Source organism: Acidovorax sp. HDW3, from assembly GCF_011303755.1.
Taxonomy (GTDB): domain Bacteria; phylum Pseudomonadota; class Gammaproteobacteria; order Burkholderiales; family Burkholderiaceae_C; genus Paenacidovorax.
The window spans coordinates 50,480-69,943 of record NZ_CP049885.1; the positions used below are offsets into that span (position 1 = coordinate 50,480).

The following is a 19,464-nucleotide window of genomic DNA, read 5'->3' on the forward strand; positions in this document are numbered from 1 at the left end:
CGGTGGGGTCTGCGCCGTAGGTGGGGGCGGCCTGCCTACAATCGGCGCCGCAATTGAATTGTTGTTCTCCCACACCACACCGACCCATGAACATCCTGCGTTTTTCCGATTTGTGCGCCCAGGGCCAGGCCCAGGGCCAGCGCGTCTTCATCCGTGCCGACCTGAACGTGCCCCAGGACGATGCCGGGCGCATCACCGAGGACACGCGCATCCGCGCCTCCGTGCCCTGCATCCAGATGGCGCTCGCCGCCGGCGCCGCCGTCATGGTCACCAGCCACCTGGGCCGTCCGACCGAAGGCGCGTTCCAGCCCGAAGACTCGCTCGCCCCCGTGGCAGCGCGCCTGTCGCAGCTGCTGGGGCGTGAAGTACCGCTGGTGGCCGATTGGGTCGATGGCGTGAACGTGCAACCCGGCCAGGTCGTGCTGCTGGAGAACTGCCGCGTCAACAAGGGCGAGAAGAAAAACAACCCCGAACTGGCGCAAAAAATGGCGCAGCTGTGCGACATCTATGTGAACGACGCCTTCGGCACTGCGCACCGCGCCGAAGGCACGACCTACGGTATCGCCGAGTACGCCAAGACGGCCTGCGCCGGCCCGCTGCTGGCCGCCGAGATCGACGCCATTCAGACCGCCCTGGCGAACCCGAAGCGCCCGCTGGCGGCCATCGTCGCCGGCTCCAAGGTCAGCACCAAGCTCACCATCTTGCAAAGCCTGGCCAACAACGTTGACCAGCTCATCGTCGGTGGCGGCATTGCCAACACCTTCATGCTCGCCGCCGGCCTGCCGATTGGCAAAAGCCTGGCCGAACCCGACCTGCTCGACCAGGCCAAGGCGGTGATCGCTGCCATGGCCGCACGCGGCGCCGAAGTGCCGATCCCCACCGACGTGGTGGTCGCCAAGACCTTTGCCGCCGACGCTGTGGCGACGGTGAAAAAAGCCACCGAAGTCGCTGCCGACGACATGATCCTGGACATCGGCCCCGAGACGGCGGCGCGCCTGGCGGCGCAGCTCAAGGCCGCTGGCACCATCGTCTGGAACGGCCCGGTGGGCGTGTTCGAGTTCGAGCAGTTCGCCGGCGGCACCCGCGCCATCGCCCAGGCCATCGCCCAGGCCGAGGCGTTTAGCATCGCCGGCGGCGGCGACACCCTGGCGGCGATCGCCAAGTACGGCATCGAAAAGCAGGTGGGCTACATCTCCACCGGCGGCGGCGCCTTCCTGGAGGTGCTCGAAGGCAAGACCCTGCCGGCGTTTGAGATTCTGGAGCGCCGCGCCCGCGCTTGAGTGCCTGGGGGGAGGGGGTGCCACCCTCGGGTTGCAGCCTCTAAAATCCCCCCATGACCTTTCTCGACATGCTGCGCGACGCCACGGCGCGCAACGATTCCATGCTGTGCGTGGGGCTCGATCCCGAGCCCAGCCGCTTTCCTGCCGCTTGGCAGGGCGATGCGCACAAGATTTACGACTTCTGCGCTGCCATCGTCGATGCCACCGCCGACCTGGTGTGCGCCTTCAAGCCGCAGATTGCCTACTTTGCCGCGCACCGCGCCGAGGATCAGCTCGAACGCCTGATGCAGCACATGCGCGCCAGCGCGCCGCACGTGCCCATCATTTTGGATGCCAAGCGCGGCGACATCGGCTCGACTGCCGAGCAGTACGCACGCGAGGCTTTTGAGCGCTACGGCGCCGACGCCGTCACGCTCTCGCCCTTCATGGGCTTTGATTCGGTGCTGCCCTATCTGCAGTACCCGGGCAAGGGCGCCTTCCTGCTGTGCCGCACCTCCAACCCCGGTGGCGACGACCTGCAGGCGCAGCGCCTGGCGAGCGTGCCCGGCCAGCCGCTGGTGTACGAGCACCTGGCGCAGCTGGCGCAGGGGCCGTGGAACAAGAACGGCCAGCTCGGCCTGGTGGTGGGCGCCACCTACCCCGAGGAAATCGAGCGCGTGCGTGCCCTGGCGCCGACGCTGCCGCTGCTCATCCCCGGCGTCGGCGCGCAGGGCGGCGACGCCGTGGCCACGGTGCGCGCCGGGCTGCGCGCGGGCGGGCCGATCATCGTCAACTCCTCGCGTGCCGTGCTCTACGCCAGCAGCGGCGCCGATTTTGCCCAGGCCGCGCGCACCGTCGCCGAGCGCACCCGGGCGCAGCTCAACGCGGCAAAAAACTGATTGCACTCTCTTTTTGATAGCTGCTGGCGCTTGATCCATAAGCGATAGCAGCTGTTTTTGTTCTTAAACAACGTTGTGACCAGGCTGCGCGCAGGCGTTGACATGGGCTAAAACCATGATCAGAGTGTGAACCCACAGTCGCCGCTGCCTTTGAACCCCGCATCGATGCGCTCGCCGCACCCACCACCATGTCTTTGCTGTCCCGCCTGAGCCTGCTCCAGAAATTTTCCATCCTGGCCCTGATTGGGGTGCTGATGAGTGCGCTGCCCACCGCCCTCTACCTGCGCGAGGCGCGCGCCAGCATCGCCCAGGCGCAGCGCGAGGCCAGCGGCGCGGCGCCGCTGCAGGCGCTGGGCCAGGTGGTGCAGAAGATGCAGGTGCACCGGGGCCTGTCGGCCGGCATGTTGGGCGGCGACGAGGCCCTGGCCGGGCGCCGTCCGGCGGCGCGCGATGCGCTCAACCAGGCCTTCGATGCTGCCAGCGTCCACCTGCAGGCGGGCGGCCTGCCGGGCACGCTGCACAGCCAATGGCAAACCACCCGCGAGGGCTGGCAGCAGCTCGAAGCCGGCGTTGCCAGCCGTGCCCTGACGCAGGCGCAAAGCACGGCCCAGCATACGATGCTGGTGGCCAGCCTGTTGCGCATCAACGAGGCGCTGCTGGACCACTTTGGCCTGCAGCTCGAAGCCGATGAGCACACCTTTTCCCTGATCCAGGCGGCCATGGTCAACCTGCCCCTGCTGGGGGAAAAACTCGGCCAGATGCGGGCCCAGGGCTCGGGCTTTCTGGCGCGGCGCGAGCTGCCACCGCTGAACAAGGGCCTGCTGCTGGCGCAGGTGCAGCGCGTGCAGGAGCTGCAGGGCCAGGCGCAGCGCAATTTCGAGCACGCCCTGCAGGGCCAGGCGCAATTTGCCGCCGCCCTTGGTCAGCCGGTGCAGGCGGCTGCAACCCAGGTGCTGGCGGCGCTGGAACTGGCCGACAAGGAACTCATCAACGCCAGCGCCCTGGAGCTGGCGCCGCAGGCGTATTTCGACACCTACACCCGCACCATCGATGCGCTGTACGCCCTCAATGCCCAGGCCTACCGCAGCCTGGACGAGGCGCTGCAGGCGCGTGTCGCCGGCCTGCAGCGCACCTTGGTGCTGCAGGCGCTGGCGCTGCTGCTGGCGCTGCTGCTCGCCGGTGGCCTGATGGTGCTGTTCGTGCGCTCGATCACCGGGCCGCTGAACCAGGCCGTGGCGCTGGCGCACGCGGTGGCCGAGGGCGACCTGTCGGGCGCGCGCCTGGCGCACGGCAGCGATGAGGTCGGGCGCCTGCTGGCGGCGTTGCTCGATATGCGCGCGCACCTGACGCAGGTGGTCTCGCGCGTGCGCAGCAACGCCGACGGCGTGGCCACCGCCAGCGTGCAGATCGCGCAGGGCAACCAGGACCTGTCGGCGCGCACCGAGAGCCAGGCGAGCGCGCTCGAAGAAACGGCCGCCGCCATGGAGCAGATGACGGCCACCGTGCGCCAGAACGCCGACAGCGCCGCCCAGGCCAGCCAGGTGGCAGGCAACGCCAGCACGGTGGCGCAGCAGGCGGGCGAGCAGGTGGCGCAGGTGGTGGACACCATGGCCGGCATCCATGCCTCGTCGGGCAAGATCGCCGACATCATCGGCGTCATCGACGCCATTGCCTTCCAGACCAACATCCTGGCGCTGAACGCCGCCGTGGAGGCCGCGCGCGCCGGTGAATCCGGGCGCGGCTTTGCCGTCGTCGCCGGCGAGGTGCGCCAGCTGGCGCAGCGCAGCGCGCAGGCGGCGCGCGAGATCAAGGCGCTGATTACCGAGAGCGTGCGCAGCGTCGAGCAGGGCAACGCCCAGGTCGATCGCGCCGGCGCCACCATGGCCGAAGTCGTGGCCGCCGTGCGCCGCGTGACCGACATCATGGGCGAGATCAGCGCCGCCAGCCGCGAGCAAAGCCAGGGCGTGGCCCAGGTGGGCGAGGCGGTGACGCAGATGGACCAGACGACGCAGCAAAACGCCGCCCTGGTCGAGGAAATGGCCGCCGCCGCCAGCAGCCTGAGCAGCCAGGCGCAGGAGCTGGTGCAGGGCGTGGCCGTGTTCCGCCTCGATGCCGGCGCCGGCGCGCCGCGCACCAGCGCCCAGCAGCGCCTGCGATAGCTATCAAAAAGAGAGCTACTCGCGCTTGACTGGTAAGCGCTAGCGGCCTTTTTTCTGGCAATCGACGTTTGCCTGATGCGGGCTTTCACTCCCTCCCCCTCTGGGGGCTTATGTATGCACACATCTTTTTTGATAGCGCACAACGCTTGTTTGGCGCTGGTTTGCACTCCCTCTCCCCTTGCGGGAGAGGGTTGGGGAGAGGGGTGAATAGGCAAGGTGCTGCCAGCGCCCCCTCTCCCCCGGCCCCTCCCCCGCGAGGGGGGAGGGGAGCAAAAACCGCAGCGTGAGCAGACGGCAGGGCGCTGTCAAAAGGCCTGCAGCACACGCCCCAGGTAGCGCCCGGTGTGGCTCGCCGGCTGCGCCGCCACGGCCTCGGGCGTGCCCGTGGCCACCACCTGGCCGCCGCCGGCGCCGCCCTCGGGGCCCATGTCGATGAGCCAGTCGGCGGCGGCGATCACGTCCAGGTTGTGCTCGATGACGACGATGGTGTTGCCGGCGCCCCGCAGCTGCAGCAGCACCTTGAGCAGCAGGTCGATGTCGGCAAAGTGCAGGCCGGTGGTGGGCTCGTCGAGGATGTAGAGCGTGCGCCCGGTATCGCGCCGGCTCAGCTCCAGCGCCAGCTTGACGCGCTGCGCCTCGCCGCCCGAGAGCGTGGTCGCGCTCTGGCCCAGGCGGATGTAGCTCAGGCCGACGTCGCGCAGCGTCTGCAGCTTGCGCGCGATCGGCGGCTGGTCCTGGAAGAAGGCCAGGGCGTCCTCCACCGTCAGCTGCAAGATGGCGGCAATGTCCAGCCCCTTCCACTGCACCTGCAGCGTCTCGCGGTTGTAGCGCTGGCCGTGGCAGACGTCGCAGGGCACGTACACATCGGGCAGAAAGTGCATCTCGACCTTGACCACGCCGTCGCCCTGGCAGGCTTCGCAGCGCCCGCCGGCGACGTTGAAGCTAAAGCGCCCCGGGCCGTAGCCGCGCTCCTGCGCCGCCGGCGTTTGCGCCAGCAGCTCGCGGATGGGGGTGAACAGGCCGGTGTAGGTGGCCGGGTTGCTGCGCGGCGTGCGGCCGATGGGGCTTTGATCGACGTTGATGACCTTGTCGATGCCGTCGAGCCCCTGCAGCGCCTGGCAGGGCGCGGGCTCGTCGTGCGCGCGGTGAATGTGGCGCGCCGCCGCCTTGTGCAGGGTGTCGTTGACGAGGGTGGATTTGCCCGAGCCGGAGACGCCGGTGACGCAGGTCAGCAGCCCGAGCGGAAAGTCCACCGTCACGCTGCGCAGGTTGTTGCCGCTGGCGCCGACCACGCGCAGTGCCTGCGGTGCCTGCGTGCGCCAGGGCAGGCGCGTGGGCGGGCGCGCAATGCGGCGCGCGCCGCTCAGGTACTGGCCGGTGAGCGAGGCCGGCTGCGCGCACAGCTGGCGCCAGTCGCCCTGCGCCAGCACGCGCCCGCCGTGCACGCCGGCGCCCGGGCCCATGTCGATGCAGTGGTCGGCGGCGCGGATCATGTCCTCGTCGTGCTCGACGACGATGACGCTGTTGCCCAGGTCGCGCAGGCGCGTCAGGGTGGCGATCAGCCGGTCGTTGTCCCTCTGGTGCAGGCCGATGCTGGGCTCGTCGAGCACGTACATCACGCCCGTCAGGCCCGAGCCGATCTGGCTCGCCAGGCGGATGCGCTGCGCCTCGCCGCCCGAGAGGGTTTCGGCGCTGCGTTCGAGGCTGAGGTAAGACAGGCCGACGTCGTTCAAAAACCCCAGGCGCGCGGCGATCTCGTGCACCACCTTGGCGGCGATCTCGGCCTTGGCGCCCTGCAGCTGCAGCTGGCCGAACCAGGCCAGGGCGTCGGCCAGGGTCATGTGGTTGATGGCGTGCAGGCTGCGCGCCTGCGCCCCGTCGCCCACCTGCACGTGGCGCGCCGGGCGGCACAGGCGTGCGCCGGCGCATTCCGGGCAGGGCTGCTGGCTGCGGTAGCGCGCCAGGTCTTCGCGCACCACGGCGGAGGTGGTTTCCTGGTAGCGGCGCGCCATATTGGGCAGGATGCCCTCGAACGGATGCGCCTTGGTGACCGCCTGGCCCTTGCGGCTGCCGCTGTCGAGCAGGTAGGTAAAGGCAATCTGCTCCTGGCCCGAGCCGTACAGCACCACCTGCTGCACCAGCGCCGGCAGCTGCTCGAACGGCATCTCGATGTCAACGCCGTAGTGCGCCGCCAGGCTTTGCAGCAGCGAAAAATAAAAGCCGTTGCGCCGGTCCCAGCCCTTGATGGCGCCGCCCGCCAGGCTCAGGCTGGGGAAGGCGACGACGCGCGCGGCGTCGAACACCTCCTGCTGGCCCAGGCCGTCGCAGGCCGGGCAGGCGCCGCTGGGCGAGTTGAAGGAAAACAGGCGCGGCTCCAGCTCCGGCAGGCTGTAGTTGCACTGCGGGCAGGCGAAGCGGCTGGAGAACAGGTGCTCGCGGCCGCTGTCCATCTCCAGCACCAGCACGCGGCCCGAGCCCTCGGCGGCGCCCACGCGCAGCACCGCCTCCACGCTCTCGGCCAGGCGCTGGGCGATGTCGGCGCGCACCTTGACGCGGTCGATGACGACGTCGATGTCGTGCTTCTCGGTTTTTTTGAGTGCCGGCAGCGCGTCGTGGGCATACATCTGGCCGTCGATGCGAAAGCGCACATAGCCCTGCGCCTGCAGCTGTGCCAGCTGCTCGGTGAATTCGCCTTTCTTCTGCCGCGCCAGCGGCGCCAGCAGCATCAGGCGCGTGTCCTCGGGCAGCGCCAGCAGCGCGTCCACCATCTGGCTCACGGTCTGCGCTGCCAGTGCCACGCCATGCTCGGGGCAGTGCGGCGTGCCGGCGCGGGCAAAGAGCAGGCGCAGGTAGTCGTGGATCTCGGTCACCGTGCCCACGGTGGAGCGCGGGTTGTGGCTGGTGGCCTTTTGCTCGATGGCGATGGCGGGCGACAGGCCCTCGATCAAGTCCACATCGGGTTTATCGAGCCGCCCGAGGAACTGGCGCGCGTAGCTCGAGAGGCTCTCCACATAGCGGCGCTGGCCCTCGGCGTACAGCGTGTCGAACGCCAGGCTCGATTTGCCCGAGCCCGACAGCCCGGTGATGACGACCAGCTGCTGGCGCGGAATGTCCAGGTCGATGTTGTGCAGGTTGTGCGTGCGCGCGCCACGGATGCTGATGTGCGGCGTGCGCAGCACCTCGGACAGGGGGCGGCCCGCGTTTTCGTCTTCGGCGGCGGATGCAGTCTCGGCCATGGTGGGCGGCGTGGAGGGTGAAACCGAGCATCATAGGGACATGGGCGCGGCGCTGCCGGCGCGCGCGTCAGCCCCGCTGCGCCCGGGAAAACCCACCCTGGGCCAAAATATCGCTTTTGCCCGACTTCCCCAGGTTCGCTGCCGTGTCCGATACCGCTTTTCCTGCCGCCCCACCCATTCCCCCCACCGCCCCTGCTGCCCGCATGACGCCCGCCGAGCGCCGCTCCAGCTTCGGTCTGGCGGCGATTTTTGCCATGCGCATGTTGGGCCTGTTCCTGGTGCTGCCGGTGTTCATGCTGGAGGCCGGCAAATACCCCGGAGGGGACGACGCGGCCCTGGTCGGGCTGGCCATGGGCATGTACGGCCTGACGCAGGCGCTGCTGCAGCTGCCGCTGGGCCTGGCCTCGGACCGCTGGGGGCGCAAGCGCGTGATCGTGCTCGGGATGCTGGTGTTTGCCGCTGGCAGCCTGGTGGCGGCGCTGGCGGACTCGGTCATGGGCCTGCTCGTGGGCCGGGCGCTGCAGGGCGCGGGCGCCGTGTCGGCAGCGGTGACGGCGCTGCTGGCCGACCAGACGCGTGAGCTGGTGCGCACCAAGGCCATGGCGCTGGTGGGTATCAGCATCGGCCTGATGTTTGCCGTCGCCCTGGTGGCGGCGCCGTTCCTGACGGCGCACATCGGCCTGTCGGGCCTGTTTTTCGTCACCATGGCGCTGGCGCTCGGCGGCGTGGCCCTGGTGCTGTGGGTGGTGCCGCCCGAGCAGCGCCAGCCCCCCACGGACGCGCGCGCCAGCCTGGCGCAGGTCTGGCGCCATGCCGACCTGCGGCGCCTGAACCTGGGCGTGTTCGCGCTGCACAGCATCCAGATGGCAATGTGGGTGGCGGTGCCGGCGCTGCTGGTGCAGGCGGGCCTGCCCAAGGCGCTGCACTGGCAGGTGTACCTGCCGGCGCTGCTGCTGGCCATCGTCGCCATGGGGGGGCTCTTTGGCATGGAGCGGCGCGGGCGCCTGCGCGCGGCGCTGCTGCTGTCGATTGGCCTGGTGGCCCTGGTGCAGCTGGCGCTGGGGCTGTGGGCCGCTCTGGGGGCGGCGCCGTCGCTGTGGGGGCTGGGCGGCCTGCTGTTCGTGTTTTTTTGCGGCTTCAACATGCTGGAGGCGACGCAGCCGAGCCTGGTCTCGCGCATGGCGCCGGCAAGCCTGCGCGGCGCGGCGTTGGGGGCGTACAACACTTTGCAGTCGCTGGGCCTGTTTGCCGGCGGTGCCCTGGGCGGTGCGCTGGTGCACTGGGGTGGCGCGGGTGGCCTGTTTGCCGCCACCACGCTGCTGGCGCTGGCCTGGCTGGCGCTGACCTGGCCGCTGCAACCGGTGGCGCGCGGCGCCGGGCATGAACCTGTGTAATCGCCCCGATGCCGGGGCGTTGCAATGCGGCTATGCTGCGCACCTGCTGCCGCGCAGGGTGCGGCATGGCATTTCTCCATCTGGCCCGGAAACTCTCCCCTGCCGTCCGGGCTACCCCTAAGGAATTTTTATGGCATCCGTGAACAAGGTCATCATCGTTGGCAACCTCGGGCGCGACCCCGAGATGCGCACCTTCCCCAGCGGCGACCAGGTCGCCAACGTCACCATCGCCACCACCGACCGCTGGCGCGACAAGAACACCGGCGAGAACAAGGAGGCCACCGAGTGGCACCGCGTGGTCTTCAATGGCCGCCTGGCGGAGATCGTCGGCCAGTACCTGCGCAAGGGCAGCCAGGTGTACGTCGAAGGCAGCCTGCGCACGCGCAAGTGGACCGATCAAAGCGGCGTAGAAAAGTACAGCACCGAAATCCGTGCCGACACCATGCAGATGCTGGGCAGCCGCCAGGGTGCGGGCCAAGGCGGTGGCCAGGGCGGCTACGGCGGCGATGATGGCTACGGCGAGAGCAGCTACGAGGCCCCGCGCCGCGCCGCGCCGGTGCAGCCGCAGCAGCCGCCGCGCCCGGCGCCTGCCGCCCCGGCGGCCCGCCCGGCCCCCGCGCCCATGGCGCCGCCGCCGCGTGCTTCGGCGGACTTTGACGGCATGGACGACGACATTCCGTTCTGAGGCAGCCTTGCCTCTGCTGGATGAATCAACGGGCGCCTAGGGCGCCCGTTTTTTTGGGGATTGTTTGCTATTGTTTTTATAGCTGCTCGCGCACTCTGGATAAGCGTTAGCGGCCATTTTTACTTGTTTTTTGAGGCAGGGCCTATGCCCCATCCTCGGCGGCGCCGTGGTTGCGCAGCAGGCGGCGCACCACGTCGGCGCTAAAGCCGCGCGCGGCCAAAAAGCGCATCTGCCGTGCCTGCTCCGCTGGCGTGCTCGGGGGCTGGCCAAAGCGCTGCGCCCACACGGCCTGGGCGCGCTCGTATTCGCTGGCGCGCAGACCCTCGGCCTGGGCGCGCACCAGTTCTTCGCTCAGCCCTTTGCGCCGCAGCTCGTGCAGCAGGCGCTGCGTGCCCAGGCGCGGGGCGCGGCGGTGGATGAGCGACTCGGCCACCCGCGCCTCGTTGATGAAGTCCTGGGCCTGCAGCGCATCGAGTACGGCGGCCAGATCTTCGCCCTCTTGTACGTGGCGCGCGAGCTTGGCTTGCAGCTCGGCGCGCGAGTGCTCGCGCTGCGCCAGCAGGCGCAGCGCCCGGCCTTTGAGCGAGGGGGTGGGGCCGGCCATGGCTGCGTGGGTGCTCAGGCGGCGTCGGCGTCGGCAGCGGGGGCCGGGGCGTCGGCGCTGGCCGGGCGCAGGGCAATGCCCAGGCTCTCGCGCACCTTGTTTTCTATCTCCAGCGCCAGCTGCGGGTTCTCGCGCAGGAACTCGCGTGCGTTGTCGCGGCCCTGGCCAATTTTTTCGCCGTTGTAGGCGTACCAGGCGCCGCTCTTGTCGAGGATTTTGGCCGTGACGCCCATGTCGATGATTTCGCCCTCGCGCGAGATGCCGGCGCCGAACAGGATGTCGAATTCGGCGGTCTTGAACGGCGGGCTGACCTTGTTCTTGACGACCTTGACCTTGGTTTCGTTGCCGATGGGCTCGTCGCCCTTTTTGATGGTGCCGGTGCGGCGGATATCGAGGCGCACCGAGGCGTAGAACTTGAGCGCGTTGCCGCCCGTGGTCGTCTCGGGGCTGCCGAACATGACGCCGATCTTCATGCGAATCTGGTTGATGAAGATGACCGTGCAGTTGGTCTTTTTGATGGTGGCGGTGAGCTTGCGCAGCGCCTGGCTCATCAGGCGCGCTTGCAGGCCGGGCAGCTGGTCGCCCATGTCGCCCTCGATTTCGGCCTTGGGCGTGAGGGCGGCGACCGAGTCCACGACGATCAGATCGACCGCACCCGAGCGCACCAGGCTGTCAACAATCTCCAGCGCCTGCTCGCCGGTGTCGGGCTGGCTGATGAGGATGTCCGGCAGGTTGACGCCGAGCTTTTGCGCGTAGCTGGTATCGAGGGCGTGCTCGGCGTCGATGAAGGCGCAGGTGCCGCCGAGCTTTTGCATCTCGGCAATGACCTGCAGCGTGAGCGTGGTCTTGCCCGAGGACTCGGGGCCATAAATTTCGATCACGCGCCCGCGCGGCAGGCCGCCCACGCCCAGGGCGATGTCCAGGCCCAGCGAGCCGGTGGAGACGACCTGGATGTCCTCGATCTGCTCGCCCTCGCCCAGGCGCATGATGGTGCCTTTGCCGAACTGCTTTTCGATTTGCGCCAGCGCGGCCTGCAGGGCCTTGGCTTTTTCGCTCTGCTCAGCGGGGGCGGCGGTCTTGACGGGTGCGTCCATGGAATTGCTCCTCTTGGTGGCCATAGTAGATGGGGGCGCCAAGACTGTTTTGATGCACAGCCTGTACGCTTGAACAGTAGTTTAGAAGGGTTGTATTTTAACGGGAAGTGATTTTTTAGTCAGTTTGACTGACAATATGCCCCCATGGATTCATCCTCCTTCCCGTTCCCGGCGTCGTCCCCTGAGGCTTGGCGTGCCACCCACCTGGGCTATCTCCTCGGCCACGCGCTGCGCCGTTTTGATGCCCGCGTGCTGCAGCTCATGGCGCACGATGCGCAGGTGCCGCTGGCGCTGTCGAACCTGGCGGCGCGTGACCAGGTCAGCGCTGCGCATGTGCACATCACGCGCCATTTGTCGCTCGCTGGGGACAGGCCCACGGTGCTGGCGCAGCGCGCGGGCATGAGCAAGCAGGCCATGGCCGATGTGATCGAGCAATGCCTGGCCTGGGGCCTGGTCACGCGCGCGCCCGACCCGCAGGATGCGCGCGCGCGCCGGGTGTGCTTCACGCCGTTGGGGCTGGAGTGGCGCCAGGCGTTTGCGCGCGCGCTGGCGCAGGCGGAGAGCGAGTTTCGCGCCGAGGTGGGGGCCGAGGTGGCCACCGTCGTGGCCCTCGGGCTGGAGGTGTACGCCAGCGGCTAAATGGCGCTGCGCCCCCCCGGCAGCCACCTAAAATCGAGCATCAAACAAATAGATACCAGGAGACACCCCATGCGCATCCTCATTGCCGAAGACGACCAGGTGCTGGCCGACGGGCTGCTGCGCACCTTGCGTGCTTCGGGCGCGGTGGTCGATCACGTCGCCAGCGGCAGCGAGGCCGATACCGCCCTGACCACCGCGCACGAATTTGATCTGCTCATCCTCGACCTGGGCCTGCCCAAGATGCACGGCCTGGAGGTCTTGAAGCGCCTGCGCGGGCGCGGCTCGGCGCTGCCGGTGCTCATCCTTACCGCCGCCGACAGCGTGGACGAGCGCGTCAAGGGCCTCGATTACGGCGCCGACGACTACATGGCCAAGCCGTTCAGTCTGCAGGAGCTCGAAGCGCGCGTGCGCGCTCTCACGCGCCGGGGCATGGGCGCCACCAGCGCCACCATCAAGCACGGCCCGCTGGTGTACGACCAGGCCGGGCGCGTGGCCACCATCGACGGCAAGATGGTCGAGCTCTCGGCGCGCGAGCTCGGCCTGCTCGAAGTGCTGCTGCAGCGCGCGGGCCGCCTGGTGAGCAAAGACCAGCTCGTCGAGCGCCTGTGCGAGTGGGGCGAGGAGGTGAGCAACAACGCCATCGAGGTCTATATCCACCGCCTGCGCAAAAAGATCGAGAAAGGCCCGATCCGCATCGCCACCGTGCGCGGCCTGGGTTACTGCCTGGAAAAAATTCCGGGTTAATGCTATTAATTTGGTAGCTACTCACGCTTGCCTGATAAGCGCTAGAGGCCAAAACATTGAAACTCTTTCAGCGCGAGCAGCGCTCCCTGTTTGGCGAAATCCTCGACTGGATGCTGACGCCGCTGCTGCTCTTGTGGCCCGTCAGCCTGGCGCTGACCTGGCTGGTGGCGCAGAACCTGGCGAACAAGCCGTTTGACCGCGCGCTGGAGTACAACGCCCACGCCCTGGCCCAGCTCATCACGGTGCAGCGCGGGCGCGTGCAGTTCAACCTGCCGCAGCCGGCCAGCGAGATCCTGCGTGCCGATGAGTCCGACATCGTCTACTACCAGGTGCTCGGCCCCAGCGGCGGCCTGCTCTCGGGCGAGCGCGAGCTGCCGCGCCCGCCGCAGGACGCACCGCCGCAGACCAGCGAGGTGCGCCTGCGCGATGCCGAGCTGCGCGGCGTCGATCTGCGCGTGGCCGCCATCTGGGTGCGCCTGCCGCTGCCGGGCGAGCCGCTGGCGCTGGTGCAGGTGGCCGAGACGCGCGAGAAGCGCAGCATGTTGGCCACCGAGATCATCAAGGGCGTGATGCTGCCGCAGTTCGTCATCTTGCCGCTGGCGGTGCTGCTGGTGTGGCTGGCGCTGGCGCGCGGCATCCAGCCGCTCAGTCAGCTCGAAGAGCGTATCCGCGCGCGCCGCCCGGACGACCTCTCGCCGCTCGATCACAAGGCCGTGCCGCTGGAGGTGGCGCCGCTGGTGGATTCCGTCAACGACCTGCTGCGCCGCCTGGGCGACTCGATGGCGACGCAAAAGCGCTTCCTGGCCGACGCCGCGCACCAGCTCAAGACGCCGCTGGCGGGCCTGCGGATGCAGGCCGACCTGGCGCAGCGCGAGGGCACGAGCACCGAGGAGCTCAAACGCTCGCTGCAGCACATCGGGCGTTCGAGCATCCGCGCCACGCACACCGTCAACCAGCTGCTGGCGCTGGCGCGTGCCGAGGGCAGCGCCACCGTGCTGGCGCACCAGCCCTGCGACCTGGCCGAGATCGTCATGGACACCGTCAGCGACAGCGTGCCGCGCGCCATGGACAAGCGCATCGACCTGGGCTACGACGGCGTGGCGCCCGGGGCCAGCGGCGTTTGGGTCGATGGCAACCCGACCTTGCTCAAGGAGCTGGCGCGCAACCTGGTGGACAACGCCATCAACTACACGCCCCAGGGCGGCATGGTGACGGCGCGCGTGCTCGACGACCGCTTCAGCCGCGTGGTGCTGCTGCAGGTGGAAGACTCGGGCCCGGGCGTGCCCGAGGCCGAGCGCGCGCTCATCTTCGAGCCCTTTTACCGCGCCCTGGGCACCGAGGCCGACGGCTCCGGCCTGGGCCTGCCCATCGTCATGGAAATCGCCCGCCAGCACAGCGCCGAGGTGCTGATCGAAGACGCCCGCGCCGGCCAGCAGCCGCCCGGGGCCCTGTTCAGCGTGCGCTTTCCGTGCAGCCGCGAGGCGCCGCTCAACAAGGCTTGAGCGGCTTGCCCGCCAGCGGCAGGCTGGTGGCGAGCTGCTGGCGCTGCGCCGCCGTCACGGCCGGCAGGCGCAGCTGGTACAGGCGCGTCTCGGGGCGCTCTTGCACCACGCGCGCCGTGCGTACGCCTTGGCGGGCCAGGTCCTTGAGTGCGACTTCGGCGCGCTCTTCGTTCGAATAGCGCCCCAGCGACAGGCCGGGCTCCCAGGTGGCGCCGGGGCGGTCGAAGGCGATGCCCAGGGCGCGCAGCTCGCCGCGTTTCTTGTCCACCACGTCGGTATCGGGAAAGCGCCCCATGTACACCATCCAGCGCCCGCTTTGGGTGCTCGCTTCGAGCTGCCAGCTGCCCGCCGGCAGGCTGGCGGCGGCCTGGCGCAGGGCAGCGGCCTGGCGCTCGTCGAAGCTGCCGGCCTGCAGGCATTGCGTGGGCTCGGGTGGGGGGCTGGGGGCGTGCGCCGTGACCGGGGGGGCAGGTGTGGATGTGGGGTGGGGCGTGGCCGGCTCCACCGGGGCTTCAGCCTGCATCGGGGCGGGTGGCGCTGCGGGTGGCGTTGCTGGAAGGGTGCTGCCGCTGGGCAGCAGGCGCAAGGCCTCGGGGTGCAGCTGCTGCTGCAGGCGTTCGGGCTCGGACTGGCTGGCGGGCGCCAGCCCCCAGGGCTGCAGCAGGCCCTGGCGCCAGGTGTAGTAGCCGGCGTTGGCCAGCAGCAGGAGAAGAACGAGCAAACGCAGCATGGGGCGGGACTTTACATCGGGCGCACGCTGACGCTGGCGCTGGTGAGCGCCTGCAGGCCGGCGCCGTCGCGCAGCAGCAGCGCGCCATCGGCGGCCACGCCTTCGCACCAGGCCTGGCGGCCATCGCTCAGGCGCACATTGCGCGCGCGCAGCAGGTCGCGCGCGGCAAAGCGCGGCTGCAGCGGGGCAAAGCCCTGCTGGGCAAAGGTTTGCACGGCTTGCAGCAGGGCCGGCGCCAGGCGCAGCAGGGCGCTGCCGGCGTCGCTGCCGGGCAGCAGCTCTTGCAGGCTGGCTGCCGGGGTGGCCAGGTCGGCGCCGGGCGGGCAGTGGATGTTCAGGCCCACGCCGATGACGCAGTAGCGCTCGGCGGCGTCGCTGCCGGCGCTGCTGGCGGTTTCGATCAGGATGCCGCAGAGCTTGCGCGCGCCGTCCAGCCACAGATCATTGGGCCACTTGATTTGCACCGCCGGGTGCAGGCTCTCGGCCAGCGCCAGGCCCACGGCCAGCGACAGCCCCGACCAGTCGCGCGGCGCCAGCGGCAGGCCCAGGGAGAAGGTCAGCGCCTGCCCCGGCTGGCTGCTCCAGCTTTTGCCCAGGCGGCCCCGGCCCGCGCTTTGGCGCTCGGCGATCAGCAGCAGCGGCTCGTGCCAGCCGGCGCGCGCGCGGCGCATGAGCTCGGTGTTGCTCGAATCGACCTCGGGCAGCAGCTCCACGCTCAGGCCCGGCCAGAGCACATCGAGCTGCTGCCACAGCGCCTCCAGCGGCCAGGGCGGCTGCGCGCTGTTCATGGCGCCTCCCGGGGGCCGGGCGGGCTCCAGCCGCGCTTGGGCGCCAGCAGCGTGCCCCGGCATTGGGCGCTGGCGCAGTGGCAGGGGTACTCGGCCTTGAGCTTTTTCGTGTAGCGCTCTTCGATGATCAGGCCGTAGTCGTAGTTCAGCTCCTCGCCGGCGGCGATGGCGCGGCGCGCGGTGATGAAGATGCGCCCGTCCTGCTCGTCGGCCCAGCAGTTCGGATCGCAGCTGTGGTTGATCCAGCGCGCCGAATTGCCGCCAACGCTGGCGTCGATCACCCGGTCTTCATCGACGTGGAAGTAGAAGGTGTGGTTGGGCTGGCTCGGGTCATGCGGGTGGCGCCGCTGCGCCTCGTCCCAGGAGATGACTTCACCGACGTACTCGATCAGCACCTCGCCCTCGGCGATGTCCTGCAGTGCGAACACGCCGCGCCCGTGCACGCCCGAACGGCGTACCTGCAGGCGGCGGCCCGAGGAAGAAGGGAGGGTATTGCGGGGCATGGCGGGAAAAACTCTGCTACTTTAATAGGCATACGTGCGCGTGCGCGCGCAAGGCCCCGGATTCTAAAAGCGCCCACCCAGGCAGGCAGACATTCCCCATGAGCAAAACCCTCGTCATCGCAGAAAAACCCTCGGTCGCGCAAGACATCGTGCGCGCCCTCACGCCCGTGGCGGGCAAGTTCGACAAGCACGAAGACCACTTCGAGAGCGAGCGCTACGTCGTCACCAGCGCCGTCGGCCACCTGGTGGAGATCCAGGCGCCCGAGCAGTACGACGTCAAACGCGGCAAGTGGAGCTTTGCCCACCTGCCCGTGATCCCGCCGCACTTCGACTTGAAGCCGGTCGATAAAACCAAGAGCCGCCTGGCCGCCGTGGTCAAGCAGGCCAAGCGCAAGGACGTGACGGCGCTCATCAACGCCTGCGACGCGGGGCGCGAGGGCGAGCTGATCTTCCGCTTGATCGAGCAGTACGCCGGCGGCGCCAAGGGCGGTTTGGGCAAGCCCGTGCAGCGCCTGTGGCTGCAGAGCATGACGCCGCAGGCCATCCGTGACGGCTTTGGCCAGCTGCGCAGCGACGCGCAGATGCAGGGCCTGGCCGACGCTGCGCGCAGCCGCAGCGAGGCCGATTGGCTGGTCGGCATCAACGGCACGCGCGCCATGACGGCGTTCAACTCGCAGGGCGGGGGGTTCTTTCTGACCACCGTGGGCCGGGTGCAGACGCCCACGCTGTCGCTCGTCGTCGAGCGCGAGGAAAAAATCCGTGCCTTCAAGAGCCGCGACTACTGGGAAATCCACGGCAGCTTCGCCGCGCAGGCCGGCGACTACCTGGGCAAGTGGTTCGACCCGCAATGGAAGAAAAGCGACGACCCCGAGGCCCGCGCCGACCGCCTGTGGAACGCCCAAGCGGCGCAGCAGATTGCCGACGCCGTGCGCGGCAAGCCTGCCACCGTCACCGAAGAAGCCAAGCCCAGCACCCAGGCCAGCCCGCTGCTGTTTGACCTGACCAGCCTGCAGCGCGAGGCCAACGGCAAGTTTGGTTTTTCCGCCAAGACCACGCTGTCGATTGCCCAGGCGCTGTACGAAAAGCACAAGGCGCTGACCTACCCGCGTACCGATTCGCGCGCCCTGCCCGAGGACTACATCGGCGTGGCGCGCCAGACCTGCGAGATGCTCGCCGACTCGGGCATGGCCCACCTGGCGCCGTTTGCGCGCCAGGCGCTGGAGGGCAACTATGTGCGGCCCACCAAGCGCGTGTTCGACAACAGCAAGGTGTCGGACCACTTCGCCATCATCCCCACCACGCAGGCGCCGCATGGCCTGAGTGAGGCCGAGCAAAAGCTCTACGACCTGGTGGTGCGGCGCTTTCTGGCGGTGTTCTTCCCCAATGCCGAGTACCAGATCACCACGCGCATTTCCAAGATCGAGCAGCACAGCTTCAAGACCGAAGGCAAGGTATTGGTCAAGCCCGGCTGGCTGGCGATTTACGGCAAGGAAGCGGCGCTTGAGTCCGAGGACGGCAAGGCTGGCGAAAAAAATGGGGAAAAAGGCCAGCCGCTGGTGGCCGTGCAGCCCGGCGAGCGCCCGCTGGCCGAGCAGGTCCACCCCAAGGGCCTGAAAACCAAGCCACCGGCGCGCTACAGCGAAGCCACGCTGCTGGGCGCCATGGAGAGCGCCGGCAAGCAGATCGACGACGAGGAGCTGCGCAGCGCCATGCAGGAGAAAGGCCTGGGGACGCCTGCCACGCGCGCGGCCATCATCGAAGGGCTGCTGACGGAAAAATACATGCTGCGCGAGGGCCGCGAAATCATCCCCACGGCCAAGGCCTTCCAACTGATGACGCTGTTGCGCGGCCTGGAGGTGAACGAGCTGTGCAAGGCCGAGCTCACCGGCGAGTGGGAATACAAACTGGCGCAGATGGAAAAAGGCCAGCTCTCGCGCGCCGCCTTCATGCAGCAGATTGCCGCCATGACCGAGCGCATGGTGAAGAAAGCCAAGGAATACGACCGCGACACCATCCCCGGCGACTACGCCCAGCTCGCCAGCCCCTGCCCGAACTGCGGCGGTGTGGTCAAGGAAAACTACCGCAGATATGCCTGCGTCGGCCGACCAGCCGACGCGGGTGGCTCCGGTGAAGGGTGTGGCTTCTCGTTTGGCAAATCGCCCGCAGGCCGCACCTTTGAAACGGCAGAGGCCGAAGAGCTCCTGCGCCAGCGCCGCATCGGCCCGCTGGAGGGCTTTCGCTCCAAGGCCGGCTGGCCGTTCACGGCAGAGGTCGCCATCGTGCAGGACGACGAGGCCCCCGGCCGCTTCAAGCTCGAATTCGACTTTGGCGACGACAAAAACGCCGAGGAATCGGGCGAGCTGGTGGCCTTTACCGACGCCAGCCTGGGCCCCTGCCCGGCCTGCGGCAGCCCGGTGCACGCGCACGGCAGCAACTACGTCTGCAGCCGCGCCGTGCCCACGGCGGAGCAGCCCACGCCCAGTTGCAACTTCAAGAGTGGCCAGATCATCCTGCAGCAGCCGATAGCGCGCGAGCAGATGCAAAAGCTGCTCGCCACCGGCAAGACCGATCTGCTCGACAAATTCATCTCCAACCGCACGCGCCGCGCCTTCAAGGCCCACCTGGTGTGGGACAAGGAGGCCGGCAAGGTCGGCTTTGAGTTCGAGCAGCGCGAGAGCAAATACCCGGCGCGCAAGACAGTAGCTACAAAAACAGGAGCTGCTCGCGCAGCAGGGGCGGGCGCTGCAGCCAAAAAAGCCCCGGCAAAAAAGGCCACCCGCAAGCCCAGCACCGCCACCGGCAAAACGCCCAGCCCGGCATTGGCTGCAGTGATTGGCGATGCGCCGGTGACCCGCCCCGAGGCGGTGAAAAAACTCTGGGAATACATCCGCGCCCACAACCTGCAAGACCCGCAGGACAAGCGCCAGATCGTTGCCGACGACAAGCTGCGCGCCGTGCTGGGGCAGGACCGCATCGGCATGTTCGGCCTGGCGGGGGCGCTGGGGGGGCATTTGGGCTGAGGCCTGCGCCGCCGCCTGGGAGGGCGTCTGGCGGCGGGGGGCAGTAAGCTTGCCTGTCAATGCATTGGTATCTGCACGGCAATTTTGATAGCACCCCACGCTTATCTGGTGCGGGCTTTCACGCCCCCTCCCCTTGCGGGAGAGGGTTGGGGAGAGGGGTGAATAGGCAAGGTGCTGCCAGCGCCCCCTCTCCCCCGGCCCCTCCCCC

15 protein-coding genes are annotated in these 19,464 nt (G+C 68.8%); 9 read left to right on the forward strand and 6 right to left on the reverse strand.

Going from position 1 to position 19,464, the window contains the following annotated elements:
* Positions 1-86: 86 nt before the first annotated feature.
* From G7045_RS00205 to G7045_RS00215, 3 genes are all read left to right on the forward strand, one after another.
* The gene (locus G7045_RS00205) at positions 87-1,280 is read left to right on the forward strand and encodes a phosphoglycerate kinase (protein WP_166155643.1); all 1,194 of its coding nucleotides are present in this window, start codon (positions 87-89) and stop codon (positions 1,278-1,280) included.
* 53 nt (positions 1,281-1,333) lie between these two features.
* On the forward strand, positions 1,334-2,158 hold the full coding sequence (gene pyrF, locus G7045_RS00210; RefSeq protein WP_166155646.1) for an orotidine-5'-phosphate decarboxylase: 825 nt from the start codon (positions 1,334-1,336) through the stop codon (positions 2,156-2,158).
* 188 nt (positions 2,159-2,346) lie between these two features.
* Entirely contained in the window at positions 2,347-4,317 is a 1,971-nt protein-coding gene (locus G7045_RS00215) for a methyl-accepting chemotaxis protein (protein ID WP_166155649.1), read from the forward strand.
* Positions 4,318-4,622: 305 nt separating this feature from the next.
* On the opposite strand, the gene uvrA is transcribed toward G7045_RS00215, so the two are convergent.
* Complete coding sequence (uvrA, locus tag G7045_RS00220; protein ID WP_166155652.1) at positions 4,623-7,553, reverse strand: excinuclease ABC subunit UvrA; 2,931 nt, start codon at positions 7,551-7,553, stop codon at positions 4,623-4,625.
* Between the two features lie 203 nt (positions 7,554-7,756).
* Here uvrA and G7045_RS00225 point away from each other — a divergent pair, with 203 nt between their 5' ends.
* Positions 7,757-8,947, forward strand: coding sequence for an MFS transporter (locus tag G7045_RS00225; RefSeq protein WP_166160304.1), 1,191 nt, complete (start codon positions 7,757-7,759; stop codon positions 8,945-8,947).
* A 130-nt stretch (positions 8,948-9,077) separates the two neighbouring features.
* Positions 9,078-9,632 carry a single-stranded DNA-binding protein gene (gene ssb / locus G7045_RS00230; RefSeq protein ID WP_166155655.1) on the forward strand — a complete coding sequence of 185 codons (555 nt, stop codon included), beginning with the start codon at positions 9,078-9,080 and terminating at the stop codon, positions 9,630-9,632.
* 142 nt (positions 9,633-9,774) lie between these two features.
* On the opposite strand, the gene recX is transcribed toward ssb, so the two are convergent.
* Positions 9,775-10,236, reverse strand: a complete 462-nt coding sequence (gene recX, locus G7045_RS00235) for a recombination regulator RecX (protein ID WP_166155658.1) — start codon at positions 10,234-10,236, stop codon at positions 9,775-9,777.
* A 14-nt stretch (positions 10,237-10,250) separates the two neighbouring features.
* The gene (gene recA, locus G7045_RS00240) at positions 10,251-11,330 is read right to left on the reverse strand and encodes a recombinase RecA (protein WP_166155661.1); all 1,080 of its coding nucleotides are present in this window, start codon (positions 11,328-11,330) and stop codon (positions 10,251-10,253) included.
* 144 nt (positions 11,331-11,474) lie between these two features.
* On the opposite strand from recA, the gene G7045_RS00245 reads away from it, so the two are divergent.
* From G7045_RS00245 to G7045_RS00255, 3 genes are all read left to right on the forward strand, one after another.
* Complete coding sequence (locus tag G7045_RS00245) at positions 11,475-11,969, forward strand: MarR family winged helix-turn-helix transcriptional regulator (protein WP_166155664.1); 495 nt, start codon at positions 11,475-11,477, stop codon at positions 11,967-11,969.
* 69 nt (positions 11,970-12,038) lie between these two features.
* Positions 12,039-12,713 (forward strand): response regulator transcription factor, encoded by a 675-nt coding sequence (locus tag G7045_RS00250; RefSeq protein WP_166155667.1) that lies wholly within the window; start codon positions 12,039-12,041, stop codon positions 12,711-12,713.
* Positions 12,714-12,769: 56 nt separating this feature from the next.
* A complete protein-coding gene (locus tag G7045_RS00255; RefSeq protein ID WP_166155670.1) occupies positions 12,770-14,215 on the forward strand; it encodes a sensor histidine kinase in 1,446 nt (481 codons plus the stop codon).
* Here the strand turns inward: G7045_RS00255 and G7045_RS00260 are convergent.
* Genes G7045_RS00260 through G7045_RS00270 form a run of 3 tightly spaced genes read right to left on the reverse strand, consistent with a single transcriptional unit; the run spans position 14,202 to position 16,236 of the window.
* Complete coding sequence (locus G7045_RS00260; protein ID WP_166155673.1) at positions 14,202-14,945, reverse strand: SPOR domain-containing protein; 744 nt, start codon at positions 14,943-14,945, stop codon at positions 14,202-14,204. The two genes, G7045_RS00255 and G7045_RS00260, sit on opposite strands and share 14 nt — an antisense overlap.
* Before the next feature lie 11 nt (positions 14,946-14,956).
* Positions 14,957-15,733 carry a biotin--[acetyl-CoA-carboxylase] ligase gene (locus tag G7045_RS00265; protein ID WP_166155676.1) on the reverse strand — a complete coding sequence of 259 codons (777 nt, stop codon included), beginning with the start codon at positions 15,731-15,733 and terminating at the stop codon, positions 14,957-14,959.
* Positions 15,730-16,236 (reverse strand): SET domain-containing protein, encoded by a 507-nt coding sequence (locus G7045_RS00270; RefSeq protein ID WP_166155679.1) that lies wholly within the window; start codon positions 16,234-16,236, stop codon positions 15,730-15,732. Before G7045_RS00270 ends, G7045_RS00265 begins: the two co-directional genes overlap by 4 nt.
* Positions 16,237-16,334: 98 nt before the next feature.
* Here G7045_RS00270 and G7045_RS00275 point away from each other — a divergent pair, with 98 nt between their 5' ends.
* Entirely contained in the window at positions 16,335-19,256 is a 2,922-nt protein-coding gene (locus G7045_RS00275) for a DNA topoisomerase III (protein ID WP_166155682.1), read from the forward strand.
* Positions 19,257-19,464: the final 208 nt, after the last annotated feature.